The sequence below is a fragment of the Thermococcus cleftensis genome (genome assembly GCF_000265525.1).
Lineage (GTDB): Archaea > Methanobacteriota_B > Thermococci > Thermococcales > Thermococcaceae > Thermococcus > Thermococcus cleftensis.
In genome coordinates, this window is the sequence record NC_018015.1 from 1,456,091 (window position 1) to 1,481,412 (window position 25,322).

A 25,322-nucleotide genomic window follows, 5' to 3' on the forward strand; every position below is an offset into this window, starting at 1 on the left:
ATCTTAAGATGTTAAGGAGTATCTAACTTATGCTGCTAATTTGAAAACAATCCCCATATTAATTCGGTGGGGGGATAGAAATTGCTCGGGATTGAACAGGCTCGTGAGATTTCCAGGGAGATAGTTGAAACGATCTCGGAGGTTTTTATTGGTAACGAGGTCGTCGTCAGGAAGACTCTGGCTGCCGCGCTTGTGAATGGGAATGTCCTCTTCGAGGATTACCCCGGACTGGGGAAGACGCTTTTAGCCAAAGCCTTCGCCAAGACTCTGGGATTGAACTACAAGCGCGTCCAATTCACTCCAGACTTACTCCCGGCCGACATTCTCGGAACCAAAGTCTGGCGCCAAAACCAGGGAACCTTTGAACTCATTAAAGGCCCAATCTTCACGAACGTCCTTCTCGCAGACGAGATAAACCGCGCACCTCCAAAAACCCAATCCGCCCTCCTGGAAGCCATGGAGGAGCGACAGGTGACGATTGAGGGTGAAACCTTCCCGCTTGAGAAGCCCTTCTTCGTCATTGCAACCCAGAATCCGATTGAGTTTGAGGGGACTTACCCATTGCCCGAGGCTCAGTTGGATCGTTTTCTGCTCCGCTTGCGTGTGGGTTATCCGAAGCGTTTGGAGGACGAGGTGGCGATCCTTGAGGCGAGGCTGGAGTGGGGCAAGGACGATCCGACGGTTGATTTGAAGCCAGTCATCGATCGGGAAACCTTCCTTGAGATGCAGGGGCTGGTTGAAAGAAAAATCTTCATCAGCGGTGACTTGTTGAGGTACATAGTCGAACTCGTCAGGAATGCCCGTGCCGACGGTCGTGTGGAGGCCGGCCCGAGTCCCAGGGGCGCGATAGCGCTGATGAAAGTCGCCAAGGCGAATGCTTTACTTGAGGGCAGGGACTTCGTGCTCCCCGACGACATCAAGGACTTCGCCCTAGACGTTCTGGCGCATAGGATTGTCATCAAGCCTGAGTACGCCTTTGAGGGGGTGAGTGGAGAGGAGGTCGTCAGGGAGGCCCTCAAGAAAACCCCCGTGCCCAAGGGCGAGGAAAAATGAAGGGGGAACGCGCCGCGCTTCTCCTCCTCACAATGGTGTTTCTGGCTACCCTCACGCTCGGCTACTCCACGCTCCCCTATGCGGGCCCAGAGGGAGGCCTGACTAGGAGTCTGTTAGATGCACTGTTCTCAGACAGGCCGGGTGAGGAGGGCCGTCCCTCCTCTGGGGGCGTCTTCTCTTTCAGGGCCGGCTTTCCGAACTCGGACTTTACCTTTAAGCCCTCCAACATACACGTCGATTGCCCTGTGGCGGTTCTCCCGGACGACCCGATGCTAGTCTGCACAGATGGGCCTGCCAAGAGTCTGCCGGTCCTTCCGAACCGCGAGCCTGAAAACATGGTGGTCTGGTACGACGGCGTCTACTACGTGCCCAGGGTGTACTCTCAGAGGGGAGTTACCATGCTCAAGGGGATCAACCCCGCTCCCTTTACCGTTGATACTGACAGGCCCCTCGTCCTGATGACCTACCTGCGGAGCGCAAGTCTGGAGTTCAGGGAAAACTCCCCCGGCGGGACAGTTAGCGTTTTCAGTGCACTCCCGGTCGAGGAGGAGTCAGTGGAGGAGGAAAATGGGTACAGGATTCACAGGTACAGGCTGGGTCCAGTGAACAGGTCGATGAGGCCAGGATATTACCCCTTTTTCGTCACGGTCAATTCCACGAACGGGACGGTGGCGCTCCTGATGTGGGTGGCACTGCTCGAAAAACCCATCGTTGAGATAACGGACTATCCCGCGGTTGTGGGGGGAGACGGTTCGATCTGGGTCACCGTCAGGGGGACCGTCCGGTATCCCGATGGAAGCCCCGTTGATGGTGGGGTCGTCTGGATAACCCTGAACGAGACCAAGGGAAAAGCGGGAATTTTCCTGGGCCAGAGCACCGTCAGGAACGGCAGGTTCGAGGTCAAGGGCTTCATAGGGCCGGGACAGCCGCCGGGCAGCTATCACGTCATCGCCTACTACCGGGGTTACATGGCTTACCCCTCGAACAGCGATCCCCTTATGGTGATCAGGCGAAAACCTGAGGTGTCGGCGAGGCTTGAAAACGGAACTCTGAGGCTCAGTCTCTACTGGAGGGACGTCCCCCTCGCCAACGAGGCCGTAACCCTGTCCGTGGGTTCCGAGGTTCTCACGCTGAAAACCGACGACGAGGGCTACGTGACCCTCAACCTGACCCAGGAGAACGTAACCTCCATCAGAGTTATGTACGGGGGAAGCACCTACTACCTCCCAATCAACGAGACCGTTCAGCTCGCTGTTGGGGACGGGCCCTCTACCAGGGCGGAAGGTCCATCTCTCCTCGAAAGGCTCCTTGGACTTTTGAAGGCCTTCGCCGGAATCTTTAGGGTCCTGTTCCCGCTGTTGGCAGTCATCGCTATCGCCGGTGCAGGATACAGCGTCTACTCGAAGAAACGGGCCGAGCTGAGGCTCGTTCCACAGTTTAAGCTGTCAATGGAGAGAGTGGGGTTCTTGAAGCCCTCGCGCAGGGTGTTTCTTCCGGGTGAGGCGGTTAAGGTTTCCCTCTCTGACGAGGCGGAGCTGTTCCTCGACGGCGAATCGCTGGGATTCGGAAGGGAGTTCACGCTGGAGCTTGGAGAGGGCTGCCACGTCCTTTCCGCTGGAGGTCAGGAGATCGAGCTGTACGTCCTTCCCCCGAGGGAGGCGGTGATTAAGGCCTACGAGCTTCACTTCCTCCCGTTCGCTTCCTCCAACGGCGTTCCGGAGAGACCTATGACGCCCCTTGAGATCGAGCACCTGCTTGAGGAGAAGGGTCTCGACGGAAAACCTCTGCGCGGGATCACCCGGGTCTTCGTCAGGGCAAAGTACTCGGAACACCCGGTTGGGAAGGACGATTTCATCGCTCTCCTCGAGGGGTTGAGGGAACTGGGGGTGGTTGAATGACTAAACTTAGAATAAGCGACGAACTCAGGAGCTTCGCGAGTAACATGTTCACCTGGAGCGTCTTGGGGTTCATGTCCATGGACTTTCATACTGGCCTGCTCTTCGGTGCCGGTGCGGCAGTTGCCGGAACGGCAAAATACGTCGAGAGGTACAGGGATCTACTGGCCAGGAGTCTTGGTTTTGCCATAATGTCGCTTGCGATTTTCCTGTTCCGCTCCGACTCGTGGTTCCGGCTCTTTGCGGTGTCGTTCCTTGCCTGGGTGGCCATCGTTTACCTCATCGCCTACGTTCTCCGCGTCCGGTACGAAAACGACTTTCTCGAGAGGAACTTCCTTGGGGTTGCGGCCGTTGGGGCGATATCATCGTTTATGCTCGCCTATCCCTCCAGAGGTTCCTCGTTCGTGCTCGTTTCATACCTCTTCACCTCCCTGGCCGTGCTTTATCTGGTATACCTTGTCTCGAGCTACGTCTCCTCGAAGAGAACTGGCAGAAGGAAGATGGGCCTCCTGCCCCTACCCGACCTGGAGCCAAGGAAGGACACCTACTCCAGGGACCTGGGGCGGGTAGTGAGGGCGTTCGTCGAGAAGGGTGACCGGGCGCCTCTGCTGGTGTTCATCATAAGGAACTCCCCGAAGAGACTTTACGATTCCCACCTTGAGGAGATAATACGGCCCGTTGCCAATTACCGGGAATCCCCCGTTTCCCCTCTGGCACCTCCCTGGCTGGTTGAAAAGAAGGCAGAGGAAGAGAAGGAAAGGAGGGCCCTGCTGGTTCAGGAGCTGGTCAAGAGGCTCGAAACCCACGGGGGGATCGGGAAATGGAACGGCTGACGTGGCTGGTTCTGCTCACCCTGGCCCCGTTCTCGCTGGCAATCCTAACGGGCGTCGTCGGGCTGGCCTACGCCAGCTTTATCCCAGCGTCGGTTCTTGTTTACGGCATTCTCTCGGAACCTCCCTCCGGCATCGTCGTCGAGAGGGACGTTGGGAGCAGAAAGCTGGCTGTGGGGGGGACGGCGGAAGTTAGGGTTCGCCTGGTGGTCGAGGGAGGTTCCGGCTTCGTGTTCATTGGAGACGTCACCTCGCCCGGGCTGGAGGTGGTGGGAAAGAACAGGCACGTCTTCTTCAAGAAGCCCGGGAAAAGGCTGGTCGTGGAGTACAGCTATAAGATCCACCCCCTAAAAAAGGGTTCCCACTCCCTTTCGCCGGTTGAGGTAATAGGGCGGGACTTTCTGGGGATAAAGGACGGAACCTACGTTCTGGCCGGGGAGGAGGTGGAGATCGAGGCTTATCCCAGGGTTGGCGGGATTCGGAGGCTGATTCTTTCAAAGCTCCGGACCAGGGAGAGGAGGGCCTCGAACCACGTGGCACCTCTGGGGCCGACTTCGACGGACTTCAGGGAGATAAGGGAGTACCGGCCTGGGGATTCTCTCAGGACGATAAACTGGAAAGCAACCGCGCGGCTTGGGAAGGTTCTCGTCAATGAGTACGAGCCCGAAGGACGCGCCACCGTGATGGTTTACCTGGACACGACGGAGAGTACGGCGGTTGGAAGCGCTTTCCATGGCTCTCTTGAAAGCTCCTTGGGTCTCGTTATGTCCCTCGTGAGCCTTCTCCTCAGAAACGACTTCAAGGTGGGCCTCTATCTCGTGGGCTCCCGGAGAATTATCACGCCGAGAAGCGGGGTTCAGGCGGTATCAACGTTCGCCCGGGCCGTGCTGTCCGCTGGCCCGTCGGTCCACCACGAGGAATCGCTTCCCCTTGCGGTTGAGCGCTCCAGAACCTCGGTGAGGGGAGGGGTGGCGGTGGCTGTTCTCGTGACCAATCTGACCCCCTACAACCTTGATGATGTCAAAAACGCCATCGAGAGGCTCAGGGCCGCGTTCGACTGTAGGGTAGTGGTGGTGGACGTTAATCCGTACGGGCAGTTTGGAGACGTTCCGCTCGCGCTCTCTGCCCTCCACAAGGAAGGACTCTCCGAGGACCTAAAGGCATCGGTGGTTCACTGGAATCCACTGGAGGAGGACGTTGGAGTGGCTGTGAAAAAGGTCGTGGGGGGTGTTTTCAGTGCGCTTTGAGCTTTCGCTCCGCCGTGTTGAGTACCTCCTGGTGGCGGTCTCTTCCCTTCCCTTGGCGTGGCTGTTCTCCCACCGAACGGGGGGTTTCCTGGTATCTGCTTACCTTCACGAGCTCATCGGGGTTTGGATTTCCCCGTTTCCTCTCCTGCTTCTGGTCTCTGCTCTTCTTTCCCTGGGCCTTTACCTGTTCGCGGAGAGCGCTCTGAAGACCGTTGGAATTCAGTTCGCCCTGTACCTCCTCCCCTCCCTCTACGGACTTCCAGTGGGACTGCTCACAGGGTACACGCTGGGAGGAGTTCTCTACATCACCGTCCTGCTGATTGTCAGTCACATTGACTGGATAACTCAGGAAAGCGAGACGGCATTACGCGCCGGAATATCTCGGGAAGAGCTTGAATCCTCCGCGTTATCTGCCATTAAGGAAGCTCTCTTTCCGGTTCCCCTCGGCGCGGGCTACCTTTTCCTGGTCCTCCGCTGGAGCTCCTGGGCAGAATCGCCCGAAAGGGCCTTCCCTTTCTATCTCCTCACACCGTTCCTGCTGGGTGCGGCGGTTGCGGTGGCCTCTTCGTTCTCCCGGGCCAAGGGAGAGAAGCTGGAAGATGCCTCCGAAACGTTTCTCGTGCTGAGGACGTACATGACGGCGGGCGATTCTTTCACCGTCGAGTACCTCGGCAGGGACGAGAGGGGGATTACGCTTGGTTTGATGGGTGGTTCACCGGTAAAAAGGCCTGTTCTGCTCAGGCTTGGCTGGGAGGAGGGCGTTCCTGCGGTGGTGGTGCTTAGATCCCCCTGGGAGACTCGGATTCTCACGAAGGAAAAAGAGTGGGTGGAGGGGGGCAAGAGATACGTTCTCTTTATGGCCTAAGATCAAGTTCCGTGCTCCCAGCTCTCAAGGTATTTTCTCTGCTCCTCCGTGAGCTCCTCAATCCTTATTCCCATCGCTCTCAGCTTGATTCTCGCCACCATCTCGTCGATCTCCCTTGGAAGGACGTAGACCTTTGGCTCAAGCCTCTCGTGGTTTTCCTTTATGTACTCGGCGGCCTTAGCCTGCAGGGCGAAGCTCATATCCATTATCTCCGCCGGGTGGCCGTCGGCCGCGGCGAGGTTCACCAGCCTGCCCTCCGCTAGGAGGTACAGCCTCCTTCCATCTGCCAGCTTGTACTCGGTGATGTTGGGCCTCGGCTCGCTTATCTCAACGGCCAGCTCCTCCAGGTCCGGCTTCCATATCTCCACGTCGAAGTGGCCCGCGTTAGCCATTATAACGCCGTCCTTCATCAGCTCGAAGTGCTCCCTGCGAATACACTTTATGTTGCCCGTTGATGTAACGAAGATGTCGCCTACCTTCGCCGCCTCATTCATGTCCATGACCAGGAACCCGTCCATTCTCGCTTCTAACGCTCTAATCGGGTCGACCTCCACAACTATGACCGTCGCTCCCAGTCCCCGGGCGCGCATCGCTATGCCCCTTCCGCACCAGCCGTAGCCGACAACGACGACGTTCTTGCCTGCCACCAAAAGGTTGGTGGTTCTTATTATCCCGTCCCAGGTCGATTGTCCCGTCCCGTAGCGGTTGTCGAAGAGGTATTTCGTGTAGCTGTCGTTCACCGCTATTATCGGGAACTTCAGCACGCCGTCCCTCTCCATCGCGCGGAGCCTTATAACGCCCGTTGTTGTCTCCTCGCTCGCGCCCCAGATTTCGTCGATAAGCTCTCCCCTCTCTCGGTGAACAACGCTTATCATGTCTGCCCCGTCGTCGATGATGATGTTGGGCCTTATGTCCAGAGCGCGGTGCATGTTCTCGTAGTACTCCTCCCGGCTCTCTCCCCGAATCGCGTAGACCTTCACCCCTGCCTTCGCCAGAGCCGCGACGACGTCGTCCTGCGTTGACAGCGGATTGCTCGCGGCGGCGGAAACCTCTGCACCGCCCGCCTTCAGGGTTAGGAGCAGAAAAGCGGTCTTCATCTCAAGGTGTAGCGTGGTCGCTATCCTTATCCCTTTGAATGGCTTTCTCTTTTCGAAATCGGCCCTTATATGCTGAAGGACCGGCATGAACCTTGACACCCAGTCAATTTTTTTCTCCCCGCTCGGGGCGAGGGAGATGTCCTTGACGCAGTAGTCCTTCGTGCATTCCACGGCCATCACCGCAGGGTTTTTAATCTGGAGGGTTAAAAAGGGTTGGTGTGGCTATGATAGTTGACCTCTCCGTCCCAATCTCAGAGGACACGTCCGTCTATCCAGACGACCCGCCGGTGAGCGTCAGGCTCTGGGCGGTCATCGACAGGGACGGTTACTACATGAACGTTCTGAAGATGGGCGAGCACACCGGAACCCACGTCGATGCTCCGGCCCACTTTGTTCCCGACGGCAAAACCATCGACGAGATGCCACTCGAACGCTTCATGGGGGAGGGCCTCGTTCTGGACGTCAGGAACGGCGATGGAAAGATCAGGCTCGATGAGATACCAGACTCTGGCTACTATGACAGGATCGTCCTGTTCCTGACGGGCGGGCGGGAGCTTTCGCCCGAGGTGGCGCTCTTCCTAGTGGCAGAAGGTGTCAAAGCCGTCGGTACCGATGCGATGAGCATCGGCGATGAGGCCGTCCACAGGATACTCCTGAGTGAAGAGGTCCCCATCTTCGAGAACCTCGTCAACCTTGATTCCCTCATCGGCAGGAGGTTCACCTTTGTGGGTCTTCCCCTGAGAATAGAGGGCGGCTCGGGAAGTCCCGTCCGGGCCGTGGCCATTATAGGACGGGATTGAACGGGGTTTGATGAACTGCCACAGATTCTTCTTTCTTTCCGCGTTTTAACCTCGACGGGCTTTCGTTAAACGCAATTAAACGTTGTGAAACCTTCATTAACGGTTAAAAAATGGAAACCGATTTTCAGAGCTTTTTTCTAAACAATCGCCAACGTAAATTGACGATTTCCTGAAAAAAGCTTAAATAGACCTTTTTTCATAGGGAGGGCTGAGGTGAAGAGCTATGATGGGTAAGAAAGTGGTGGCGGTCCTGTTCGGACTGCTGATGTTGGCGATGCCGTTCACGATCAGCAGCGTCAGTGCTGAGACGAGCGTGACAGTCATACTCGTGAGCGACAACGCGGCCGATAAGGCCATTGCGGAGTACCTCGCCAACGAGACGGGGGCTGTGGTTGTCACGACGACGTGGGGAACTTACGACCCGAACGTTACGGCTGAGATCATGAGCTACGCCCCGGACGAGGTCATCATAATCGGCGGTCCTGAGGCCGTCGTGGAGGAGTACGTCAGTGACCTTCAGGAGCTGGGGATAACCGTTGAACGCTGGGGCGGCCAGAACAGGTACGAGACCAACATTATGGTGATGGAACAGGCCCAGGTCAGGTTCCAGCTCCAGTTCAACGGAAGCGTTGTCGTTGCCGGCAACGACACCCTCGCCATTCGGAACGCCCTTAGGATAGCCGTTCAGAACGGTGCCATGATAACCTACGTGAACGCCAGCACCAACGTGACCCGCCTGATGGAGAGACTCCAGGTCAGGAACGTGACTTTGATTTCCACCAACGCCTCCGAGACCGTGATGGAACAGGTCAAGAACCAGCTCCGCGCCTGCAACTGCACCTCCAAAGAGGTCAGGGCCAACGTCACCAGGGAGGACGTTCTTATGCTAATGGAGCAGGTGAGGGAGAGGCTGATGGAGATTGAGGCGATAGCGAACGTCACCAACTCCACGGGGCTGATGGAGCAGGTTCGTCTGATGGAGCGGCTTATGGAGACCGCTAACCAGAGTATCCAGGAGGGACGGTACGAAGAAGCCTATGGAACCTTGGTTAAGCTCCAGGCTCAGACGGAATTTGCCCTCAAGATGGCAAACGGTGAGATGAGGGTCGCCATGAAAACCAACCAGAGGCTCGCGCTTGAGGTGGAGATGGAGAAGCTGGAGGCCCAGATAAGGGTGATGGAAAAGGCCGGCATAGACGTGAGCGCCATAAACGCCCTGATGGAGCAGCTCAAGGAGGCCATAAAGAACGGTCAGTACGATGAAGCCAAGGAGATGATGAACCAGATAAAGACTATGCTGCGCGAGGCCTACACCAGCGGCCGAGACGCGATAAGGGCAAACGTGCCGGGCTCACGCGGGCCTGGAAAGTTCGGCCCTTGAGGATTCACGCTGGGCACCACCAACGCCTTCCTAGGCTCAAATCAGGGGCTAAAATAACCTAACGCCCCACCCCCTTTCTTTTCCCCTTCTTCTCCCGCAGGTACGGGTAGCGCATTATGTGACCGCAGTTGAGGCACTTGACCACCACGTGGGGGTACGGCCTGCTCCTGAGCCTGACGCGGGCGTTCTTTCCGGGAACGAGGAACGAGTGGCACCGCCTGCAGTACCGCCTCTTCCACTTCCTCGGCATTCTTATCCTTGCCTTCTGCTGAACTGCCAGTGCTATCTCGACGTATCTGTTGGCGAGTTCCGGCTCGTAGGGGAAGGCCCTCTCCGCCAGCGTGAAGAGCGTCTCGATTCTCTCCCGGGCTATTCTCCTCTTTTCCCTCTGCTCCCTCTTCCTGATGAACTTCTTTCCCATTCTATCACCGCACCAGCTTGAGCTTTCCGGGGAACGGCTCGTAAAGGTATCCGGTTTTTATGAACCTCTCCAGCAGTTCAAGGGCGTCCGTCCTGCTGAACCCGCGGCTCACGAGGGTCCGAACGACCTCCTCCGCGGTCATCTCGCCCTCAGTGCTCGTGGCCGCGATGTCGTATATAAGCATGAGCGCCCTCTGTGCCCTGACGTCCCGGGGAACGTACCTCTCGTACTCCCGCTCGAGGGATATTAGGATTTCGGGGTTCTCCTTGATGACGACGGCCCAGTCGTTTATTATGGCCTCGCTTATTCCCACCACTTCCCTGACCACTCGCCTCCCGGGCTTCCCCCGGAACCTGCTCACCGCTCCGAAGAGCCTCGCATCGAGAACGTAGCGGGTTCTGTTGTTGAGGAAACTCGATGGCACGCTCAGGACCTCGAACTCCCTCCCGTACTCCCTCCTTCCCCACTCCCTGAGTTCAATGTACCTCTCCCTGAACTCCCGCATCACCTCGCCCCCAAGGGAAGTAACCTTTGCCCTGTGGAGGAACACGGTGACCAGGAGGTTGGGGAGGAGCTGGCGGAACTCTCTACTCTCCTCGAAGTAAGGCTTCTCCTCCCACGGCACCAGGACGAAGGGTGTCTCTGATATCCTTGCCAGCGCGTCCCGAGGGTTCGGCTCGCGGTTCTCGGGAATTAATCCTACCGACCTCTTGCCCGTCAGGAAGGGTTCCACCCACTTGGGCAGGGCTGAGAGGGCCTTCTTGGTGAGGGGCGTGTAGTACTTCACGTCGCTCCCGTTCGGGTTGCCCAGTCTAAAATCGATTCCCAGGAGTGGATCCTCGGTCTCGATGACCCTCTTCCTGCTCAGCCTCACTTCCCAGGGCAGGCCCTTGTAGAAGTACTTCAGGGCCTTCCACAGGGCCAGGAGGCCCGTTCCTTCCCCGTACCGGTAGACCGTGTACCCGAAGCCCTCCCCCCAGCTCCGCGTCTCCGGTAGGGGGGTGTAGGGCACGCCGAAGAGGGAGTAGATGAGGGCTTTCCTCATGTCATCGCGCAGGTAAACGGTGTTCTCAAACAGCTCCCCCACCTCGCGCCCGCTGAGAGCGAACTCGCTGTAGTCCCTCCAGTAGTCCGAGTAGTCCCTTCCCTCTATTTCCTTTGCGTGCACCATTCTGAGATTGCCCCAGGGATAGGCGTCGGTGATACCCCTGACCAAGACGTGGCTTCCCGGCCTGACCTCGCCCTTCATCTCGGTCATCTCAGTGGCTCTGATTACCAGGTACGTCCTGAACTCGCTCTTCCCGAGCGACGCGAGCTCCGAGGGCGGAATGGGTGAGAGGAGATAGTAGGCACCGTCGAGCGGGGCGCCTGGCGGTTTCCTCCCGATTAGAAATCCTGCTACCTCAACCTCATCGCCGTTTTTCAAACTCTGTATCCTCTTTTGAAACTCTCTTAGCCTTTTCCCCGGACTGAGCGGTTCTCTCGCTCTCTCCAGCCCCAACAGTTCCAGTATTTCCCCCTCCATCGATGCCCACTTTGACCGTAAACTTTATAAACCCTCCGCGGCAGGTATGTATCGGTACGGCGGTCATAGCGGCGGGGTCACACCCGGTCTCGTTTCGACCCCGGAAGTTAAGCCCGCCAGCGATCCCGGGTGTACTGCCCTCCGAGAGGGGGCGGGAAACCGGGGACGCCGCCGGCCACTATCTAACTTCTCTCGGTTCTCTTCGCAATCCTTAAATGTTCCCAAGTTGGTTATCCTTTCATGTCTGACGAGACTGGGTTAAGGCGTTTGTGGGAGAGGACCGTTGAGAGCCTCTCCAGTGAGGGGTTGATACGGAGCGATGCCGTTAGGAGGGCTTTTCTAAAGTACCCCCGCTACCTCTTTGTCGAGAAGAGGCATCAAAAGTATGCCCATCTCGACGAGCCTCTGCCGATCCCAGCCGGGCAAACAGTGAGTGCCCCACATATGGTTGCAATAATGCTTGAGCTGGCAGACTTAAAACCGGGAATGAACGTCCTCGAGATAGGAACTGGCAGTGGCTGGAACGCGGCCCTAATCTCGGAACTCGTGGGGACCGACGTCTATACCATCGAGAGGATTCCCGAGTTGGTTGAGTTCGCGAGGCAGAACCTTGAAAGGGCGGGGGTAAAGAACGTCCACGTTTTCCTTGGTGACGGGACGCTCGGCTTTCCTCCGAAAGCCCCTTACGACAGGATAATTGTAACCGCCGGAGCGCCCGAGGTTCCAAAGCCCCTCCTCGAGCAGCTCAAACCTGGGGGGCGGCTGATAATACCTGTGGGAAGCCACCACCTGTGGCAGGAGCTGTACGTTGTGGAGAAGACTGATGACGGAAGGATAAGAAAAAGGCGCTGGGGCAGCGTTGTCTTCGTGCCCCTCATAGGGGCGCACGGCTGGCGGGGGTAGGCTTTTAAGCTTTTTCCCTCCCTTTTCCATGGTGGTAATGTGGTAAGGCTCATAGCTTTTGACCTTGAGGGAACTCTCGTCAAGTCAATCTCGGGCTGGGTGGAGCTTCATAAGAGGTTCGGCACGTGGGAGAAGGGGAAGGAGTACGCGGAGCTTTTCTTCTCCGGAAAGATTGACTACGCGGAGTGGGCCGAGCTCGACGCGTCCCTCTGGAGGGGGCACACCAAGGAGGAGATAATGGAGTGGGTTCGCTCGGTCGAGTACATGGAAGGCGCGGGGGAGCTCATAGACTTCCTCCGGAGGAACGACTTCAGAATAGCCATTCTGAGCAGCGGCCTCTTGTGCCTCGCGAGAAAAGTGGGGGAAGAACTAGGCGTCGATTACGTCTTCGCCAACGAGCTGATATTCGACGAGAACGGCTCCATAACCGGGAAGGTGAATCCGATCGTGGACTTCAGGAGCAAGGGTGCCATACTGAGGGGCCTGAAGGAGGAGCTTAAACCGGAACTGACGGTGGCGGTTGGAGACGGCTACAACGACCTCAGCATGTTCCGCGAGGCGGACGTGGCAATAGCCATAAACCCGCACGAGGGCGTTGAGGGCGACCACGTCGTCGAGAGCCTCCACGAGGTCAGGGAGATAATCGAGGGCTTAATAGGGGGTCAGTGAAGGGCGTGCTCCTCACCACTCGGCAAAGCAAAAGCTCATCATTCCCCTGTCGGCCCGGCCGGAACCCCCGGTTCACGATTCCCCAGGGAGGGCGGGCGCCGGGCCGTGCCCTAATCCGGTTTGGTGATTAAAAACTTACCCTCACAGCCCGGCCATCTTGAGCTGTATCCACCAGAAGACGTCTCCCCAGAAGTAGCTTATCAGGAAGCCGAGGAAGAGCGCCGGCGCGAAGGGCATCGACTTCTTCCTTAAAAACCTGTTCTCCAGCCTTCCTTCCTCAACGAGGCGTCTCAGCTCCTCTATCTGCTCCTTCCTGAGTCCCTCGGCGGTTGGGGACGCTATGATCCTTCCGTAGTCTGGCCTGAGGAGCGAGGGGTCGGCCATCGCGATGGCCCTCTTGATCCTCGTGAAGAGGTCGTCCCTGTCCCTTCCAACCTCGCCGTCTTTTTCGAAAATAGTCTCCCCCAGTATGTCCCACTCGCTCAGGGCCTCCACCGGAACCTCCTCCATGAGGACGTTCTTCCGCATGAACTTCACCAGCGAGAAGAACACCTTGAACGTGTAGAGCACCGCGAGGAGCCTGAGGAACGCCTCGGCCATCGGCACTGGGTCCCTATACAAGAGGTACGCCAGAACGGCCAGGCCCACGAGGTCTCCAACCCTCCTGAACTTGCCCAGAACGTATATCACGGCCACCGTGAAGATCCACGACCAGAGTCCCACTATCTCTATTCCCGCCGTATCATAGATTACGAGCCTGAATCCCAGGGCGGCAATTATCCAGAGGGACACCTCGACGGTAAGCCTCGCTCTCTCGGTGAGGATCCTCCTGAGATCGTCGAACTGCTTTCTCAGTAGAATAACGCCGAGGGAGTAGATGAACACGAACGGGAACACCGCTATCAGGCTGTTGAGGAGTATTGTCAAGGGATACAGGGGATAGCTTAGGGCGTACGGCGGCACCGTGGAGGCACTCGCGGGGGGGTAGGGCAGGAGGGCCGAGAAGCCCGCCAGAATGATCGCGTCACCGCTCGCCCAGGCGCCGATGTAGTAGAGAAGCAGTCCCAGGGTCAGGCCGAGGAGAAATCCGAGGACTCCGGAGGCGGCCAAAAGGAGGTCGTTCCCCTCGAGACCGCGGTAGAGGTAGTAGAGAACCCCAACCTCGACGGCGGGAATGGGGATCCTGTCGAGCGTTCCCTCGCTCTCCTCGCCCTCCCAGCCGCGGAGCTTCCCGATGAGCGCGAGGGTGGGAAAAACGTGTATGTCGTCAATGAACCCGGTCTTTAGATCGGTGTAAGAAGTAACGGCTCCCATAACCAGCCCCAGAAGGAGGGGGACGTATTCCATGATTCCACCTCAAAGGTCTTCGAGTATCTCCTGCCTGACCTGGGTTACGTAGTCGCTTATTGCCTCGTTCATGTTCTTTACTCCGTTGAGCACCACCCTGGTGGCCATGAGCACGAGCACCAGCACCGCAGCCAGCATGAAGAGGTACTCGATGGCGCTCTGGGCACTCCTTCTCATCTCTCACACCTGACTTTACTTCGGCGCTAAAGGATTTAAAAGTTTCCATCAGCCTTTTAAGCGGGGCGGAAAAGTGGGGTGTGATGAAAGATGAGGATTTATCACCTGAAAGTCCGCGACGAGTACCTCGACTTCATAAAGTCCGGGGAGAAGAGGATAGAGGTTCGCGTAGCCTACCCCCAGCTCAGGAAAATTCAGCCCGGCGACAAGCTCATATTCAACGACTCGATTCCTGCCGTTGTAACTGAAGTTAAACGCTACGAGACCTTCCGTCAGGTGCTGAGGGAGGAGCCGATAAAGAAAATCTTTCCTGATGAACCTAGCTTCGAGAGGGCCGTAAAGCGGTTCCACAACCTCTACCCCAAGTGGAAGGAGAACCGCTACGGCGTCATCGTCATAAAGTTCAAGCTCCTCGGTGAGGGAAGATGAAGCACCTCGAGTTCGACGGGAGGTATAGGGAAGCGATACTGAAGGGTAAAAAGAGGGCGACGGTGAGGCTCGGCAGGAGGCCGAACCTGAAGGAGGGCGACACTGTCCTGATACACTCCGGCGGCTACGCGATAGGGAAGGCCGTAATCGAGAGGGTCGAGAGCAAGACGGTGAAGGAGCTGACCGATGAAGACGCCTTCCTCGACGGCTTCTCGAGCAGGGAGGAGTTAATCAACGCTCTGAGGGAGCACTACAGGTGGGTGAACGACGACTCGAAGGCCCACGTCATAGTCTTCCGCCTCGTTGAGCGCTTTGATAAACCGGTTATGAGCTCCGACTACGCCTATGAGGGGAACCTGCCGGTCGAGATAGCGGAGAAGGCCCTAAAGCACCTCAACCTTTCCGAGGAGGACAGGAGGCTAATCGAACTATTCCTCAAGACTGGCAGTCTCAGAAAAGCGGCCTACAGACTCGGCGGTCTTAACAAGAGACACCTCATAAGGGAGGCCCTGAGGCGGGCCTACGAGGAGCTGAAAAGGAAAGGCATCATGGGGCCGAGGCTTTGACGCTCTCCAGGAGCGTAACCGTCTCTTCTCCCCCGACCTCCCTCTTGATTGCGGAGAGCCTGACGGGCATGAGCTTGAAGGTGTTGCCATTGATTAGCCTTCTGAGGACCTTTTCAAACTCCTCCATTTCCCTCTCGCTCGCGAAGTCCACACTGGCTATGAAATCGTACTCCCCGTAGAGCCAGTAGCCACTCACGGGGAGCCTTTCCAGAACCTCGTCTCGAACCCCCCAGACGAGGAGTATAGCCTCGATTTTCCTCACCTCCTGCACAACAGGAAGTTGATTTATGATAAAAACCTTTCTCAACTTTTTCTGTCAGACGTCCAACTTATCGAAAGTTTTTTGATGGCCGTTCGTCTCCCCGGCGGGAAGCGTTTTAATCCTAAAGGAGAACGGGAAACGGTGGTGGAAATGAAGGCCGTCTTCTTCGACTTCGTCGGGACGCTCATAACCAAGGAGGGCGAAAACGTAACCCACCAGAACATAGTTCGCGAGGTTCTGAAGAGGGCCGGGAGGGAAGACCTGGACTACCTGCGGCTGTGGGAGGAGTACGAGGAGGAAAGCTCGGTGATGTTCAAGGAGCTCGCAGGCAAGCCCTACGTCAAAATCCGGGACGTTGATATCGAGGCCATGAGAAGAGTGGCCGAGCGTTACGGCTTCACCGTTCCTGAGGACTTCTGGGAGATTAGTCTTGAGATGCACGCGAGGTATGGAAAGCTCTTCCCCGATGCCGTCGAGACGATTAAAGCACTTAAAGACCTTGGCCTGCACGTTGGCATAATCACCGACTCGGACAACGACTACATAGAGGCCCACCTAAAGGCACTCGGCATCTACGACCTCTTTGACTCGATAACCACCAGCGAGGATGCCGGCTTCTACAAGCCCCACCCGAGGCCTTTCCAGCTCGCCCTTGAGAGGGCCGGCGTTGAAGCGAGCAAAGTTCTCTACGTCGGCGACAATCCTGCCAAGGACTGCGTCGGGGCAAAAAATGTTGGAATGCTCAGCGTCCTTCTCGACCCGAAGGGGGCGAGGAGAGAGCTCTGGGGAAACTGCGACTTCGTGGTCTCAAAACTTGGCGAGGTCGTTGAAATCGTTAAGGGGTTGATGTGAGGGGTCGGCAACGGCAGGGGTCTTCATCGCCCTGGCGGCTCGTTTAGCGAAATTTTCGTCATTCCCCTCTTCTTCACTCCCTAAGCCTCTGGTAGGCGGCGTAAAGCCTCTGGAGGACGGTTATCCACGCCAGGACTGCAACTGCGTAAACACCGTACTCAACATGGCCGAAGAGCGCGGTGATGATTATTATCAGTAGCCTCTCGGCCCTCTCGGCTATCCCAACGGCCAGCCTTCCGGAGCCGGCCAGCTCGGCCCTGCAGCGCTCGTAGCTGACGAGGTAGCTCCCCATGAAGGCAATGAAAGCAACACGCCAGTCGGCGAGGTTGCCCAGGGCTATCCCGAAGAGAACCGCACCATCGCTTATCCTGTCGAAGGTTGAATCCAGGAACGCTCCAAAGCGGCTCGTCTTTCCTGTCAGCCTCGCGAGCGTTCCATCGAGGGCATCGACGAGAGAGCCGAAGAGCAGAACGAGAGCCGCTATGATCTGCTCGCCGCGGTAGAAGAGGTACGCCCCGGCGAGGCTTACCAGCAGACCGAGGACGGTTATCGTGTTCGGAGTCACTCCCGCCCTCGCGAGGGGTCTAACGATCGCTTCCAGGTAGCCCTTAACGTTCTCGCGGTAGCGGTTGAGAACCATGAGCATCCCTCACTTCAGCTCGATTACCCTCTTCCCCCTCTCCTGCGGGATTATCTTGAGTTTTGCATTCTGGAACTCCTTCCTCAGGCCCTGCCCTTCAAGGAGCCTGTCGAGGAAGACCGCCAAAGCGGCAACCTCGCTGTGGGGCTGGTTCCCCACGCCGACGTTGTAATCTGCGATCTCATAGACGTCTCGGGGCACCTTCTCGGCACCGACGACGACGAGCACGTCCCTGCCTTCCTTCAGCTCGTCCCTGATTCTTGGCATCGCGTCGTCGATGTGGATCCCGTACATCGTGAGGTGGACTATCATTCCTCCTCGCTCCTTCCACTCCCTCATCAGCCGCTTCCAGCCCGGGTCGAAGGTTATCTCGAACGGTCCCCCCCAGCGCCTCACAACGTCCTCGACGCTCTCCCTCACGTGCTCGTCTTCTTCCGCAGCTATGACGATTTTATCCGCCCCAAACGCCCTCGCCGTCAGAGCGACGTGGGTCGTTATCCTCTTGTCCCTCTCAGGTCTGTGACCAAGGCGAAGCACGGTTATCATCTCACATCACCCGCGAATATCCTCCAGTACTTCGTGAAGTCGTCGCTCCACGTCATGTCCCTGTAGAACTCGTACATGGTTTTTACGTTTTGCTCCATTCTCTTGGTGCTGTACTCCTCCACCACCCTGTTGAGCTCTTCATCGTTCGGGGCTGAGGCCAGGAGGAAGAGGGCGTAGAGCCTCTCGTTCTCGTTCAGGTTGTTGAGCACCATAGTGAGCTTGGAGCGGAGTTCCGGCTTCAGTCTGTCACTAACGACGCTCAGGAGCCTGTCCTCCAGGTTGGCCGTGAAGTCCCCGGTTATATCAACGTGGCCGTGTCCGCTGAGGTCCGTTGGGTTCTGGGCGACTATCCGGTATCCTTCCACCGTTATCATCTGGTACAGCCGCGGAAAGTAGGGGCTGGCGAGGTAGTCCTCCAGGGAGCCGATGAACGAGTGCCTGATGTCTACGACGTACCAGCCGTCGGTCGTGTAGAACTCCGTCACCGGCCTTCTGGTGCAGTCCGTTCCGTTGTACACCGTGACGACCCTTGCCGGGACGTCTATGGAGCGGAGCATCGCGGTCAGGAGTATCTGACCCTCGGCGTAGCTTATCCTGTCCTGGAGGAGTATCTTTTCCGGTTCCAGGGTCGAGGTGGTGTCCCCGAGGGAGTAGTTGCTTACCAGCCAGCTTAACAGCCTCTCCGCGGCACCCTCCTCCGAGCTGGTGTTCCCGATTATCCTAAGGGTAAGACTCCTTATCTCGGCCCTGTCGAAGGAGGGGGTTGAGTTGTAGAGGTCTGCCCAGTAGCCATCGACCAGATACCTGTCCGTTATCCAGTGGTACTTCAATCCGTAGGCTTCCCTGAGGGTTTCCTCGCTCTTCTCCCAGGGCCTCCACGTTATCTCAAGGGGTACGCTCTCGACGACGCTCTTCTCGGCGTCGCCTATCCTGTACCTGAGTATCGCCGAGACGTATCCCTTTCTGTAGGCGTAGGGTGCCTTGACGGTGTACCTGAGGGTAACCGTTTCCTCCCCGTTCAGCTCGTCCGGCAGCGCGTCGGCGGCGGTTACTTTCATTCCATCGAGGAGGTCGAGTCTAACATCAAGGAGATCCACCGGAACCTCCAGCCGGTTCCTTATGGTGACGGTTATGGTCGAGACCTCTCCTCCCTCCAGCACTCCCGGCCCCTTCACGTCCAGTTCGACTTCCTCTGAGGGAAGAACGTCCCGTGAGACGGAGATCCTGAACTGTCCGTAGAAGCCCGTCCAGGTTCTTTTAAGCTCATCGGTCAGCTCGAGGGAGAGCTTGAGGTTGTAGTAACCGGGTATGGCAGGGGCCTTGAGTATCCAGACCAGCTGAACGGACTGGCCCACGGGCAGAACGTCCGGGAACTTTGGCTCCTGGAGTATCTGGAAGCTGTCGTCGCCGAGAACGAGGGTTGCCCCCGTCAATCCGACCTTGCCCGTGTTGTTCACGAAGACGATGACGTGGAGCGTTCCGTCGGGAGCCACTACTGTTTTATCAACCGAGAATCTGACCTCGGCGGGAGGTTTGAAGAGACAGCCCGAGGCAACCACGATAAGAATCAGGAGCAGGGTGAGGGCGAGCCTTCTCATGGTCATCTTCCAAACCCTTTAAAGCCCGAACCGTTAATAAGCTTTAGGTGGTGGGAATGATAACGCTGACGACGGACTTCGGGCTTAAGGGGCCCTACGTCGGCGAGATGAAGGTGGCGATGCTGAGGGTCAACCTTGACGCGAGGATCGTCGATGTGACGCACGCGGTAACGAGGCACTCCATCATTGAGGGCTCTTTTGTGATGGAGCAGGTGGTCAAGTATTCCCCTGAGGGAACGGTTCACGTCGGTGTCATAGACCCCGGCGTCGGAACCGAGAGGAGGGCGGTAATAATCGAAGGCGACCAGTGGCTGGTCGTTCCGGACAACGGTTTAGCCACGCTCCCGCTCAAGCACGTAAACCCCAGAAGGGCCTGGGCCATAGATTTTGAGAGGATAAGTCGCTTCACCGGCTGGAGGATAAGCTCGACCTTCCACGGGAGGGACGTTTTCGGTCCAGCGGGTGCGTTAATCGAGAGGGGCGTTTCTCCGGAAGAGTTCGCGGAGGAGATTCCTCTCGACTCGCTGATTAGGCTTGACGTCGAGCCGAGGAAGGAGGGCGAATCATGGCTCCTGAAGGTGATTTACATCGACGACTTCGGCAACGTTATCCTTAATTTGGAAAACTACGGAAGGCCAGAGGCCGTTGAACTTCCGGATTTCGGCTTGAGTATCCCCTACCTCGACGCCTACGGCTACGTAAAGCCCGGAGAGCTTTTGGCCCTCCCCGGAAGCCACGACTACCTTGAGATAGCAGTCAATCAGGGGAGCGCGGCGGAAAGGCTTGGTCTGAAGGTCGGGGACGAGGTGAGGGTGAAGTTGATTGGAGGTGATTGAATGGTAAGGCGCGGACTCTTCGTCGGCCGGTTTCAGCCGGTTCACAACGGGCACATAAAGGCCCTTGAGTTCGTTTTCTCGCAGGTTGATGAGGTCATCATCGGAATTGGGAGCGCCCAGGCGAGCCACACGCTCAAGAATCCCTTCACGACGAGCGAGAGAATGGAGATGCTGATAAGGGCCCTGGACGAGGCTGGGGTTGAGAAGCGCTACTACCTGATTCCGCTCCCGGACATAAACTTCAATGCCATCTGGGCGACCTACGTGGTGAGCATGGTTCCGCGCTTCGATGTGGTTTTCACGGGCAACTCGCTCGTTGCACAGCTCTTCAGAGAGAAAGGCTACGAGGTCATCGTCCAGCCGATGTTCAGGAAGGACATACTCTCGGCGACCGAGATAAGAAGGCGCATGGTCGAGGGGCAGCCCTGGGAGGAGCTCGTGCCGAGGAGCGTGGCCGAGTTTATCAGAGAGATAAAGGGCTGTGAAAGAATAAAGATGCTCGCCACGAACCTGGAAAAGAACGAGAAGGAGCTCCAGGCGCCGATTAGGATTCCGGAGTTTTAGAAGCCTTGAATCTCTTTACCTTTGAATTAGGGGGTATGTATGGAGGCAGACTGGAAACTCGCTTTGGAAAAGTTTATTGAGGGCTGGAAAACTAAGGACTTCGTCGAGGCGGCCCTGCTAACTGGGAGCTATGCCCTCGGCCTCCAGACGGCGCGCTCGGACATAGACGTTTACATCGTGCTCTCCGATGACGTGGATTGGCGGGAAAGGGGAAACGTAGTCGTGGACGGCTTCCTCATCGAGTACTTTGCAAACCCGGCGAGGCAGATAAGGCGCTACTTTGAGAAGGAGCTTGTCCAGAACAGCAGGAGTACGGCGAGGATTATCACCATCGGAAAAGTTCTCTTCGACAAAACCGGAATAGCTGAAGCTCTCAAATCGGAAGCGCTGGAATACATGAAGAGACCCTTTGAACGGCCCGATGAGACTTGGGTGGAAATAGCTAAGTACTTCCTCTGGGACATGCTCGACAGTCTGAAGGACGCTGAAGACAGGAACGATCCCAGCTCTGGCTACCTCTACAACTTGGCTCTCAACAGAGCCCTTGAGGTTTATTCGAAGTTCTTGGGTGTTGAAATTCCTCCAGCGAGCAAAGTTTACCGCCTTTTCAGGGACGAAAACTTTAGAAGGGCTTACCTCTACCTGGACTTCCCGGACGAAAAGTTCGTGAATCTCTTTCTCAGGGGCATAAAAGAGGTCAGAACCGAAAACGTCGAGGCTTTGATAAACTACATCCTTGAACAGATGGGTGGCTTTAGAATAGACGGCTGGAGGCTCAGAATGCGGGTTTGATTCTTTCCTCGATGGCCTTCAGAACGTCCTCCAGTGAAACCTCCCTGGAAGGCTGAACGTTATCCTTGGAGCCGACGTGCTTATGATGTGGGAAAGTCTCTACATCCCTGTGGTGCGGCGCGTTATCCCAGCGAACTATAAGCTCCCCATTCCTCTGCCACTGGAACGAGTAGTTGTAGTCATCCTCGGAGACGAACTCCCTGATGTACAGAACGCTCCCGTCTATTAGCTCTGCCTTGATTTTCAGGAAATAGAAGCTCTCTCCTTCTTTGTAATCGAGAATCTCGTAATCCTTAACAACGGGACTGCCATCAAGCAACTCTAACTCTCTGAGCATGCTCAATCTCCCTGAGCCTGCTTTTGAGTTCTTCCAGTTTCTTTACGTAGGCCTTCCACTCAATGTAGTCGTCCCATGCCTCGAAAGACTCCTCCGAGCTTTTGAGTTTTTTCTCGAACTCTTCAATCGTCATCCCATATTTCTCCTCGAACATCCTGATTTTCTCGCGTATCGGAGCAAGCTCGGAGATTACCCTCAGCCTCTCGTGGGCCAGCACGTCCCTCTTCGAAATCACGACCTCGCTCATCGCCATCACACCACTAACTTGACCCACCGGAATAAATACCTTTTCCCGCCAGCCACCAGAACATCACTCCCGCCAGCAGGAACATCGCTAAGCTCGCCGCGTACGGGAGAGTTGCGTGGATGCTCGCTAAAGCACCCGCGATGAACGGCGTGACGAGGCCAAGAACCTTCCGGTAGCTCGATATCGCCGCGTGGAACTCGCCCGGTGGGGCCTGGAAGAACGCAGGCGGGCGTTCATGGCCATCGTGGCTTAAACCAGCCTCTTCCTGAACGCCAGCACGTTAGGCTCCTCTGCCTCGTCCCAGAGGAAGAGGCCGAGCCGTTTTAACCCCGGCAGGAGCGGTTTAACCCCGCTCGGAAGCATCACGTCGAACTCTTCCCTGCCCCTCTCCCTCGCTACCCACGCCATCGCTGGAAGGATAGCCTTGAGCGTCGCGAGACCGACGTCCAGAGGCGTGAAAGTTGCTCCCTCCTTCGGGACCAAAAAGTGGAAGCCGTTGATGTCGTAGAGCTCGGCGTTTTCCTTAATCCACTCTAAGGCCTCCCTGCTCCTCCTCACGAAGCGCCAGCCGACGGGAACGGTGCCGAGCGTCAGGTCCTCAAGGGTCGGCTCTATCCGCTCAGGCTCCTCCGGCTCGAAGCTCTCGGTTTTTGCCCCGAAGACGAAGAACCTGGCCCTCACGTGGAAGCCCGTTCTCTCGGCCATTGCTATGCTCTCGCGGTTGAGGAAGTAAGTCGCGAACTCAAGGGCCTCAATCTTCCCCTCGCGGGCGAGCCTCTCGCCCAGTTCAAGCATAAAGCCGTGGAGCTTCCTCCCGTAGCCCCTACCTCTGTAATCCGGGTGAACCCTCAGCCCCTCAAGCCAGCCGACCTTTCCCGGGAGAAGCGTCAGCTTCGCCGTGCCGATTACCTTTCCATCAACCTCCAACACGTAGAAGTGGCCGTCTCTAAGCCATTCGTCGAAAACCCTTGCCAGGTAGTCTTCCCCGCCCCACGTGAGCCTTGAAATCTCCTCGATGAAGGGTCTGTCATCAGGTCTGGCTTCCCTTATGAGAGGTTCCATACCACCACCCGTTGCCTGATTGGAAAAACGCTCTTAAGCACCTTTCGTTATTACGTTTGGTGGTGTTAATGAATCGCCTCCTCGCGCTCGCCGTCGCGTTGCTCATCATTTCCGCCTCCCTTGGCTACGCATACCATCAGCAGGAAAGGGAGTTTGAGGCCACTCTGAATGGCATACTCGATGTTTCAAACATCGCGGTCTTCTGCCTGGAAGACATGAACACCATCGGGATAATGCTCGATGGCAACGTGAGCAATGATGTCCTTAGGGAAAGGCTGAGCCGGTACACTTACTGCTCCGTGATGATGGAAAAGGCAGCGTTCTCCCTCTATCTGCTGAATGAAGATGAGAGGTACTGGAGGCTCCATGTGGCGGCCAGTAATCTGGAGGTCTACCTCCACACGGCCATGAACAGTCCAAATCCCGATGAAGTGCTCTCGGACGACGTGAAACTCCTCGATGAAATCTCAAGAGAACTGGGTGCGGTGCTCGAAAACGGAGGGGTGGGTGAACTGTCCCCCGCCCGCGCGGAGAGGCTGTTCAACCTGACGCAGAGGCTATCAAGCTGAGGCGAGGTTTTGGAGGTATCCTAATGGAGCGCTGGGACTTCGACGGTTGGGCCAGGAGCTACGATGAAGATGTAAAAAGGGAGGACTGGATACACAAGGATTACTGGAAGGTCCTCAAACTCGTTGCTGAACGAGCTAGGGGCTTGTTGTGGACATCGGCTGCGGCACCGGGAACGTTCTGCGCTTCCTCGACCCTGAGAAGTACATTGGCGTCGAGCCTTCCGTCGGAATGCGTGAGAAGTTCAGGGAGAAGCACGGCTTCGAGCCCCTCGACGGGCACTTCTTAAGGATTCCCCTCACGGACGAAAGTGTGGACACCGTGATAACGACCTACGCCTTCCACCATGTTCCCGATGGGGAAAAGACGGACGCGATAAAGGAGATGCTCCGCGTTCTTAAGCCTGGCGGGAGAATCGTCATCGCCGATGTGATGTTTGAGTCAGAGGAGGAAAAGATGAGAATCGGGGAGGAGGACGGCCTAAAGAAGGAGATGGAGGACGAGTACTTCGCGACCGTCTAGGGGCTGGGGAAAATCTGCACCGCGCTCGGGCTGGAGTGCCGGTTCGAGAGGGCGAACCGCTACGTCTGGATTGCAGAAATTGAACTGCTCACCCCTGACCGGAAAGGCTAAAGGATTGACCACCCTACCCTTAAACATGGCCGACGAGGAACTCGCCAGGGAAGTACAGGAGCTCAGAAAGGCCCTTGAGGAGCTCAGGGAGAGCTTTGCGGTGGTTTCTCAGATGGCGCAGGCCTACCTCAGGCTCATCAACCTCTACGCCCAGTACGGGGGGCTCGGGATAGAAGTGGCCGTGCCAGAGGTTACCGACCCCATAGCGCGTGAGATAGTCAGAATTCTCTTCGACCTGAAGAGGGCGAACGTCAGCCAGATAGCCCGGGAGCTGAAGGGGAGGCGCGGAAAGGCCTCGCGGAACACGGTTCGGGCAAAGCTGAGAGAGCTGGTTGAGCTTGGCATCGTCGTTGAGGTTCCCGGCGAGAGGGGAAAGGCCTACGCCCTCTCAAAGCGAGTGGTCAAAAGGTGGCTCGAACTAATCGGAATGCCGATTAGGTTTGACCAGACTAATGATTACTGAGGTGGTTGATATGGTGGACGAAAGGACCGGAGCCAGGAAGCTGGAGGAGCTCCTCGACGAGCTGGTCGAGGAAATAAGGAACGCCCAGAGTGTGGAGGAGGTAGAGGTTCTCAAGAAGAAGGCCGAGATCGTGGCGGATCTCATCGAGGCCTACGAGGGCGACAAAGACCTCGACAAGATACCGGCCCTCATGGATAAGGTTGGCGAGATGGTGGAGGACATACTCGAACCGCTCAAGGAGCTCCTCAACGAGCTCTACAGCCCGGAGAGAGTTCAGGCGATGGGAAAGAGCGTGGCGGAGTTCTACAAGAACCTGGCCGAGGCCGGAATGGATAGGGACGCTGCCCTTGAACTGACGAAGGAGTACATGGACGCTATAAACCCCGGCAAGAAGCTGATGGAGATGCTCGGCGAAATGGTGGGTGGAGGACGGCACCTCGGCCCCATTAACATCGTCCAGGGCGAACCCGGGGATAAACGAAAGGAGGACGGCGAGTGAGGTTCCTCCGCTCCGCCCTTTATCTTCTGTTTCTTCGCGTCCCGGTGATTCTGTTCAGGGTGGCGGGCATAGCTAGGGTGACCGGCAGGGCGAAGCGGCGGTTCCAGAGGGCGCTCGCTGATTACGATCTTCTCGACGATGTTGTCGAGGTGCTCGTGGAGCACTTTGACCCCTCCACGCCGCTCAGGGAGATACTTTTCAGGTTTTCCAGGAGATAGC

The 25,322-nt window shown here is 57.0% G+C and carries 32 protein-coding genes and 1 rRNA gene; 21 read left to right on the top strand and 12 right to left on the bottom strand.

Features of this window, described 5'->3' with window-relative positions:
- Window positions 1-81 precede the first annotated feature (81 nt).
- Genes CL1_RS07870 through CL1_RS07890 form a run of 5 tightly spaced genes read left to right on the top strand, consistent with a single transcriptional unit; the run spans window position 82 to window position 5,890 of the window.
- Window positions 82-1,053, top strand: coding sequence for an AAA family ATPase (locus CL1_RS07870; protein WP_014789348.1), 972 nt, complete (start codon window positions 82-84; stop codon window positions 1,051-1,053).
- Window positions 1,050-2,951, top strand: coding sequence for a hypothetical protein (locus tag CL1_RS07875; protein ID WP_014789349.1), 1,902 nt, complete (start codon window positions 1,050-1,052; stop codon window positions 2,949-2,951). Before CL1_RS07870 ends, CL1_RS07875 begins: the two co-directional genes overlap by 4 nt.
- Entirely contained in the window at window positions 2,948-3,781 is an 834-nt protein-coding gene (locus CL1_RS07880; RefSeq protein ID WP_014789350.1) for a hypothetical protein, read from the top strand. The genes CL1_RS07875 and CL1_RS07880 overlap by 4 nt, the downstream gene beginning before the upstream one ends.
- Window positions 3,769-5,025, top strand: coding sequence for a DUF58 domain-containing protein (locus CL1_RS07885; RefSeq protein WP_014789351.1), 1,257 nt, complete (start codon window positions 3,769-3,771; stop codon window positions 5,023-5,025). Before CL1_RS07880 ends, CL1_RS07885 begins: the two co-directional genes overlap by 13 nt.
- A complete protein-coding gene (locus CL1_RS07890; RefSeq protein ID WP_014789352.1) occupies window positions 5,015-5,890 on the top strand; it encodes a hypothetical protein in 876 nt (291 codons plus the stop codon). Before CL1_RS07885 ends, CL1_RS07890 begins: the two co-directional genes overlap by 11 nt.
- Before the next feature lie 2 nt (window positions 5,891-5,892).
- Here the strand turns inward: CL1_RS07890 and CL1_RS07895 are convergent, their stop codons facing one another.
- Complete coding sequence (locus tag CL1_RS07895; protein WP_014789353.1) at window positions 5,893-7,158, bottom strand: adenosylhomocysteinase; 1,266 nt, start codon at window positions 7,156-7,158, stop codon at window positions 5,893-5,895.
- Window positions 7,159-7,211: 53 nt separating this feature from the next.
- On the opposite strand from CL1_RS07895, the gene CL1_RS07900 reads away from it, so the two are divergent.
- Together CL1_RS07900 and CL1_RS07905 are read left to right on the top strand one after the other, a co-directional pair.
- A complete protein-coding gene (locus CL1_RS07900) occupies window positions 7,212-7,787 on the top strand; it encodes a cyclase family protein (RefSeq protein WP_014789354.1) in 576 nt (191 codons plus the stop codon).
- A gap of 223 nt (window positions 7,788-8,010) precedes the next feature.
- Entirely contained in the window at window positions 8,011-9,168 is a 1,158-nt protein-coding gene (locus CL1_RS07905) for a cell wall-binding repeat-containing protein (RefSeq protein ID WP_014789355.1), read from the top strand.
- A gap of 58 nt (window positions 9,169-9,226) precedes the next feature.
- On the opposite strand, the gene CL1_RS07910 is transcribed toward CL1_RS07905, so the two are convergent.
- Complete coding sequence (locus CL1_RS07910) at window positions 9,227-9,589, bottom strand: ribonuclease P protein component 4 (RefSeq protein WP_014789356.1); 363 nt, start codon at window positions 9,587-9,589, stop codon at window positions 9,227-9,229.
- A gap of 4 nt (window positions 9,590-9,593) precedes the next feature.
- Window positions 9,594-11,114: a hypothetical protein gene (locus CL1_RS07915; RefSeq protein ID WP_014789357.1), complete on the bottom strand. Its 1,521-nt coding sequence runs from the start codon at window positions 11,112-11,114 to the stop codon at window positions 9,594-9,596.
- 55 nt (window positions 11,115-11,169) lie between these two features.
- Between CL1_RS07915 and rrf the strand changes: the two genes are divergently transcribed.
- From rrf to CL1_RS07930, 3 genes are all read left to right on the top strand, one after another.
- Window positions 11,170-11,291 (top strand): 5S ribosomal RNA (gene rrf, locus CL1_RS07920).
- A gap of 63 nt (window positions 11,292-11,354) precedes the next feature.
- The gene (locus tag CL1_RS07925; RefSeq protein ID WP_048152158.1) at window positions 11,355-12,017 is read left to right on the top strand and encodes a protein-L-isoaspartate(D-aspartate) O-methyltransferase; all 663 of its coding nucleotides are present in this window, start codon (window positions 11,355-11,357) and stop codon (window positions 12,015-12,017) included.
- A gap of 39 nt (window positions 12,018-12,056) precedes the next feature.
- Window positions 12,057-12,686: an HAD-IB family phosphatase gene (locus tag CL1_RS07930; protein WP_014789359.1), complete on the top strand. Its 630-nt coding sequence runs from the start codon at window positions 12,057-12,059 to the stop codon at window positions 12,684-12,686.
- Window positions 12,687-12,827: 141 nt separating this feature from the next.
- On the opposite strand, the gene CL1_RS07935 is transcribed toward CL1_RS07930, so the two are convergent.
- Both CL1_RS07935 and CL1_RS10595 read right to left on the bottom strand, forming a co-directional pair.
- A complete protein-coding gene (locus CL1_RS07935; protein ID WP_014789360.1) occupies window positions 12,828-14,033 on the bottom strand; it encodes an A24 family peptidase C-terminal domain-containing protein in 1,206 nt (401 codons plus the stop codon).
- Between the two features lie 9 nt (window positions 14,034-14,042).
- Window positions 14,043-14,210 carry a class III signal peptide-containing protein gene (locus tag CL1_RS10595; protein WP_014789361.1) on the bottom strand — a complete coding sequence of 56 codons (168 nt, stop codon included), beginning with the start codon at window positions 14,208-14,210 and terminating at the stop codon, window positions 14,043-14,045.
- 90 nt (window positions 14,211-14,300) lie between these two features.
- On the opposite strand from CL1_RS10595, the gene CL1_RS07940 reads away from it, so the two are divergent.
- On the top strand, window positions 14,301-14,639 hold the full coding sequence (locus CL1_RS07940; protein WP_014789362.1) for an ASCH domain-containing protein: 339 nt from the start codon (window positions 14,301-14,303) through the stop codon (window positions 14,637-14,639).
- Window positions 14,636-15,205, top strand: coding sequence for an ASCH domain-containing protein (locus tag CL1_RS07945; protein WP_014789363.1), 570 nt, complete (start codon window positions 14,636-14,638; stop codon window positions 15,203-15,205). Before CL1_RS07940 ends, CL1_RS07945 begins: the two co-directional genes overlap by 4 nt.
- On the opposite strand, the gene CL1_RS07950 is transcribed toward CL1_RS07945, so the two are convergent.
- Window positions 15,186-15,467: a hypothetical protein gene (locus CL1_RS07950; protein WP_014789364.1), complete on the bottom strand. Its 282-nt coding sequence runs from the start codon at window positions 15,465-15,467 to the stop codon at window positions 15,186-15,188. The genes CL1_RS07945 and CL1_RS07950 overlap by 20 nt on opposite strands.
- Window positions 15,468-15,617: 150 nt before the next feature.
- Here CL1_RS07950 and CL1_RS07955 point away from each other — a divergent pair, with 150 nt between their 5' ends.
- Window positions 15,618-16,319, top strand: a complete 702-nt coding sequence (locus CL1_RS07955; RefSeq protein ID WP_014789365.1) for a TIGR02253 family HAD-type hydrolase — start codon at window positions 15,618-15,620, stop codon at window positions 16,317-16,319.
- Window positions 16,320-16,392: 73 nt separating this feature from the next.
- Here the strand turns inward: CL1_RS07955 and pgsA are convergent, their stop codons facing one another.
- The 3 genes from pgsA to CL1_RS07970 are packed head-to-tail and all read right to left on the bottom strand — an operon-like array spanning window position 16,393 to window position 19,109.
- Window positions 16,393-16,959: an archaetidylinositol phosphate synthase gene (gene pgsA, locus CL1_RS07960; RefSeq protein ID WP_014789366.1), complete on the bottom strand. Its 567-nt coding sequence runs from the start codon at window positions 16,957-16,959 to the stop codon at window positions 16,393-16,395.
- A gap of 9 nt (window positions 16,960-16,968) precedes the next feature.
- Window positions 16,969-17,505: a tRNA (cytidine(56)-2'-O)-methyltransferase gene (locus CL1_RS07965; protein ID WP_014789367.1), complete on the bottom strand. Its 537-nt coding sequence runs from the start codon at window positions 17,503-17,505 to the stop codon at window positions 16,969-16,971.
- A complete protein-coding gene (locus CL1_RS07970) occupies window positions 17,502-19,109 on the bottom strand; it encodes a transglutaminase-like domain-containing protein (RefSeq protein WP_014789368.1) in 1,608 nt (535 codons plus the stop codon). Before CL1_RS07970 ends, CL1_RS07965 begins: the two co-directional genes overlap by 4 nt.
- 50 nt (window positions 19,110-19,159) lie before the next feature.
- Here CL1_RS07970 and CL1_RS07975 point away from each other — a divergent pair, with 50 nt between their 5' ends.
- From CL1_RS07975 to CL1_RS07985, 3 genes are read left to right on the top strand one after another with little or no spacing between them, the layout of a single operon-like run.
- Window positions 19,160-19,939 carry an SAM hydrolase/SAM-dependent halogenase family protein gene (locus CL1_RS07975; protein ID WP_014789369.1) on the top strand — a complete coding sequence of 260 codons (780 nt, stop codon included), beginning with the start codon at window positions 19,160-19,162 and terminating at the stop codon, window positions 19,937-19,939.
- Window positions 19,940-20,503: a nicotinamide-nucleotide adenylyltransferase gene (locus CL1_RS07980; RefSeq protein ID WP_014789370.1), complete on the top strand. Its 564-nt coding sequence runs from the start codon at window positions 19,940-19,942 to the stop codon at window positions 20,501-20,503.
- 39 nt (window positions 20,504-20,542) lie between these two features.
- Window positions 20,543-21,295: a nucleotidyltransferase domain-containing protein gene (locus tag CL1_RS07985; RefSeq protein ID WP_014789371.1), complete on the top strand. Its 753-nt coding sequence runs from the start codon at window positions 20,543-20,545 to the stop codon at window positions 21,293-21,295.
- On the opposite strand, the gene CL1_RS07990 is transcribed toward CL1_RS07985, so the two are convergent.
- The 3 genes from CL1_RS07990 to CL1_RS08000 all read right to left on the bottom strand — a co-directional run bounded on the left by CL1_RS07990 (window position 21,279) and on the right by CL1_RS08000 (window position 22,941).
- Window positions 21,279-21,632: a toxin-antitoxin system TumE family protein gene (locus tag CL1_RS07990; RefSeq protein WP_014789372.1), complete on the bottom strand. Its 354-nt coding sequence runs from the start codon at window positions 21,630-21,632 to the stop codon at window positions 21,279-21,281. The two genes, CL1_RS07985 and CL1_RS07990, sit on opposite strands and share 17 nt — an antisense overlap.
- The gene (locus tag CL1_RS07995) at window positions 21,607-21,885 is read right to left on the bottom strand and encodes an SPFH domain-containing protein (protein ID WP_237266235.1); all 279 of its coding nucleotides are present in this window, start codon (window positions 21,883-21,885) and stop codon (window positions 21,607-21,609) included. Before CL1_RS07995 ends, CL1_RS07990 begins: the two co-directional genes overlap by 26 nt.
- Window positions 21,886-22,128: 243 nt before the next feature.
- Entirely contained in the window at window positions 22,129-22,941 is an 813-nt protein-coding gene (locus tag CL1_RS08000) for a GNAT family N-acetyltransferase (protein ID WP_014789374.1), read from the bottom strand.
- Between the two features lie 68 nt (window positions 22,942-23,009).
- On the opposite strand from CL1_RS08000, the gene CL1_RS08005 reads away from it, so the two are divergent.
- From CL1_RS08005 to CL1_RS08025, 5 genes are all read left to right on the top strand, one after another.
- Window positions 23,010-23,510, top strand: coding sequence for a hypothetical protein (locus tag CL1_RS08005; protein WP_014789375.1), 501 nt, complete (start codon window positions 23,010-23,012; stop codon window positions 23,508-23,510).
- A 148-nt stretch (window positions 23,511-23,658) separates the two neighbouring features.
- Window positions 23,659-24,030 (top strand): class I SAM-dependent methyltransferase, encoded by a 372-nt coding sequence (locus CL1_RS10840; protein WP_014789376.1) that lies wholly within the window; start codon window positions 23,659-23,661, stop codon window positions 24,028-24,030.
- Window positions 24,031-24,166: 136 nt separating this feature from the next.
- On the top strand, window positions 24,167-24,604 hold the full coding sequence (locus CL1_RS08015; RefSeq protein ID WP_014789377.1) for a helix-turn-helix domain-containing protein: 438 nt from the start codon (window positions 24,167-24,169) through the stop codon (window positions 24,602-24,604).
- Between the two features lie 10 nt (window positions 24,605-24,614).
- Complete coding sequence (locus CL1_RS08020) at window positions 24,615-25,103, top strand: hypothetical protein (RefSeq protein ID WP_014789378.1); 489 nt, start codon at window positions 24,615-24,617, stop codon at window positions 25,101-25,103.
- Window positions 25,100-25,321 (top strand): hypothetical protein, encoded by a 222-nt coding sequence (locus CL1_RS08025; protein WP_014789379.1) that lies wholly within the window; start codon window positions 25,100-25,102, stop codon window positions 25,319-25,321. The genes CL1_RS08020 and CL1_RS08025 overlap by 4 nt, the downstream gene beginning before the upstream one ends.
- Window position 25,322: the final 1 nt, after the last annotated feature.

What these genes read in the sequence shown, in the direction of transcription:
- CL1_RS07875 (WP_014789349.1), top strand. Translation starts at nt 1,050, where the DNA reads ATGAAGGGGGAACGCGCCGCGCTTCTCCTCCTCACAATGGTGTTTCTG.
- CL1_RS07880 (WP_014789350.1), top strand. Translation starts at nt 2,948, where the DNA reads ATGACTAAACTTAGAATAAGCGACGAACTCAGGAGCTTCGCGAGTAAC.
- CL1_RS07885 (WP_014789351.1), top strand. Translation starts at nt 3,769, where the DNA reads ATGGAACGGCTGACGTGGCTGGTTCTGCTCACCCTGGCCCCGTTCTCG.
- CL1_RS07900 (WP_014789354.1), top strand. Translation starts at nt 7,212, where the DNA reads ATGATAGTTGACCTCTCCGTCCCAATCTCAGAGGACACGTCCGTCTAT.
- CL1_RS07905 (WP_014789355.1), top strand. Translation starts at nt 8,011, where the DNA reads ATGATGGGTAAGAAAGTGGTGGCGGTCCTGTTCGGACTGCTGATGTTG.
- CL1_RS07910 (WP_014789356.1), bottom strand. Translation starts at nt 9,589, where the DNA reads ATGGGAAAGAAGTTCATCAGGAAGAGGGAGCAGAGGGAAAAGAGGAGA.
- CL1_RS07915 (WP_014789357.1), bottom strand. Translation starts at nt 11,114, where the DNA reads ATGGAGGGGGAAATACTGGAACTGTTGGGGCTGGAGAGAGCGAGAGAA.
- CL1_RS07925 (WP_048152158.1), top strand. Translation starts at nt 11,355, where the DNA reads ATGTCTGACGAGACTGGGTTAAGGCGTTTGTGGGAGAGGACCGTTGAG.
- CL1_RS07935 (WP_014789360.1), bottom strand. Translation starts at nt 14,033, where the DNA reads ATGGAATACGTCCCCCTCCTTCTGGGGCTGGTTATGGGAGCCGTTACT.
- CL1_RS10595 (WP_014789361.1), bottom strand. Translation starts at nt 14,210, where the DNA reads ATGAGAAGGAGTGCCCAGAGCGCCATCGAGTACCTCTTCATGCTGGCT.
- CL1_RS07940 (WP_014789362.1), top strand. Translation starts at nt 14,301, where the DNA reads ATGAGGATTTATCACCTGAAAGTCCGCGACGAGTACCTCGACTTCATA.
- CL1_RS07945 (WP_014789363.1), top strand. Translation starts at nt 14,636, where the DNA reads ATGAAGCACCTCGAGTTCGACGGGAGGTATAGGGAAGCGATACTGAAG.
- CL1_RS07955 (WP_014789365.1), top strand. Translation starts at nt 15,618, where the DNA reads ATGAAGGCCGTCTTCTTCGACTTCGTCGGGACGCTCATAACCAAGGAG.
- pgsA (WP_014789366.1), bottom strand. Translation starts at nt 16,959, where the DNA reads ATGGTTCTCAACCGCTACCGCGAGAACGTTAAGGGCTACCTGGAAGCG.
- CL1_RS07965 (WP_014789367.1), bottom strand. Translation starts at nt 17,505, where the DNA reads ATGATAACCGTGCTTCGCCTTGGTCACAGACCTGAGAGGGACAAGAGG.
- CL1_RS07970 (WP_014789368.1), bottom strand. Translation starts at nt 19,109, where the DNA reads ATGACCATGAGAAGGCTCGCCCTCACCCTGCTCCTGATTCTTATCGTG.
- CL1_RS07975 (WP_014789369.1), top strand. Translation starts at nt 19,160, where the DNA reads ATGATAACGCTGACGACGGACTTCGGGCTTAAGGGGCCCTACGTCGGC.
- CL1_RS07980 (WP_014789370.1), top strand. Translation starts at nt 19,940, where the DNA reads ATGGTAAGGCGCGGACTCTTCGTCGGCCGGTTTCAGCCGGTTCACAAC.
- CL1_RS07985 (WP_014789371.1), top strand. Translation starts at nt 20,543, where the DNA reads ATGGAGGCAGACTGGAAACTCGCTTTGGAAAAGTTTATTGAGGGCTGG.
- CL1_RS07990 (WP_014789372.1), bottom strand. Translation starts at nt 21,632, where the DNA reads ATGCTCAGAGAGTTAGAGTTGCTTGATGGCAGTCCCGTTGTTAAGGAT.
- CL1_RS07995 (WP_237266235.1), bottom strand. Translation starts at nt 21,885, where the DNA reads ATGGCGATGAGCGAGGTCGTGATTTCGAAGAGGGACGTGCTGGCCCAC.
- CL1_RS08000 (WP_014789374.1), bottom strand. Translation starts at nt 22,941, where the DNA reads ATGGAACCTCTCATAAGGGAAGCCAGACCTGATGACAGACCCTTCATC.
- CL1_RS08005 (WP_014789375.1), top strand. Translation starts at nt 23,010, where the DNA reads ATGAATCGCCTCCTCGCGCTCGCCGTCGCGTTGCTCATCATTTCCGCC.
- CL1_RS08015 (WP_014789377.1), top strand. Translation starts at nt 24,167, where the DNA reads ATGGCCGACGAGGAACTCGCCAGGGAAGTACAGGAGCTCAGAAAGGCC.
- CL1_RS08020 (WP_014789378.1), top strand. Translation starts at nt 24,615, where the DNA reads ATGGTGGACGAAAGGACCGGAGCCAGGAAGCTGGAGGAGCTCCTCGAC.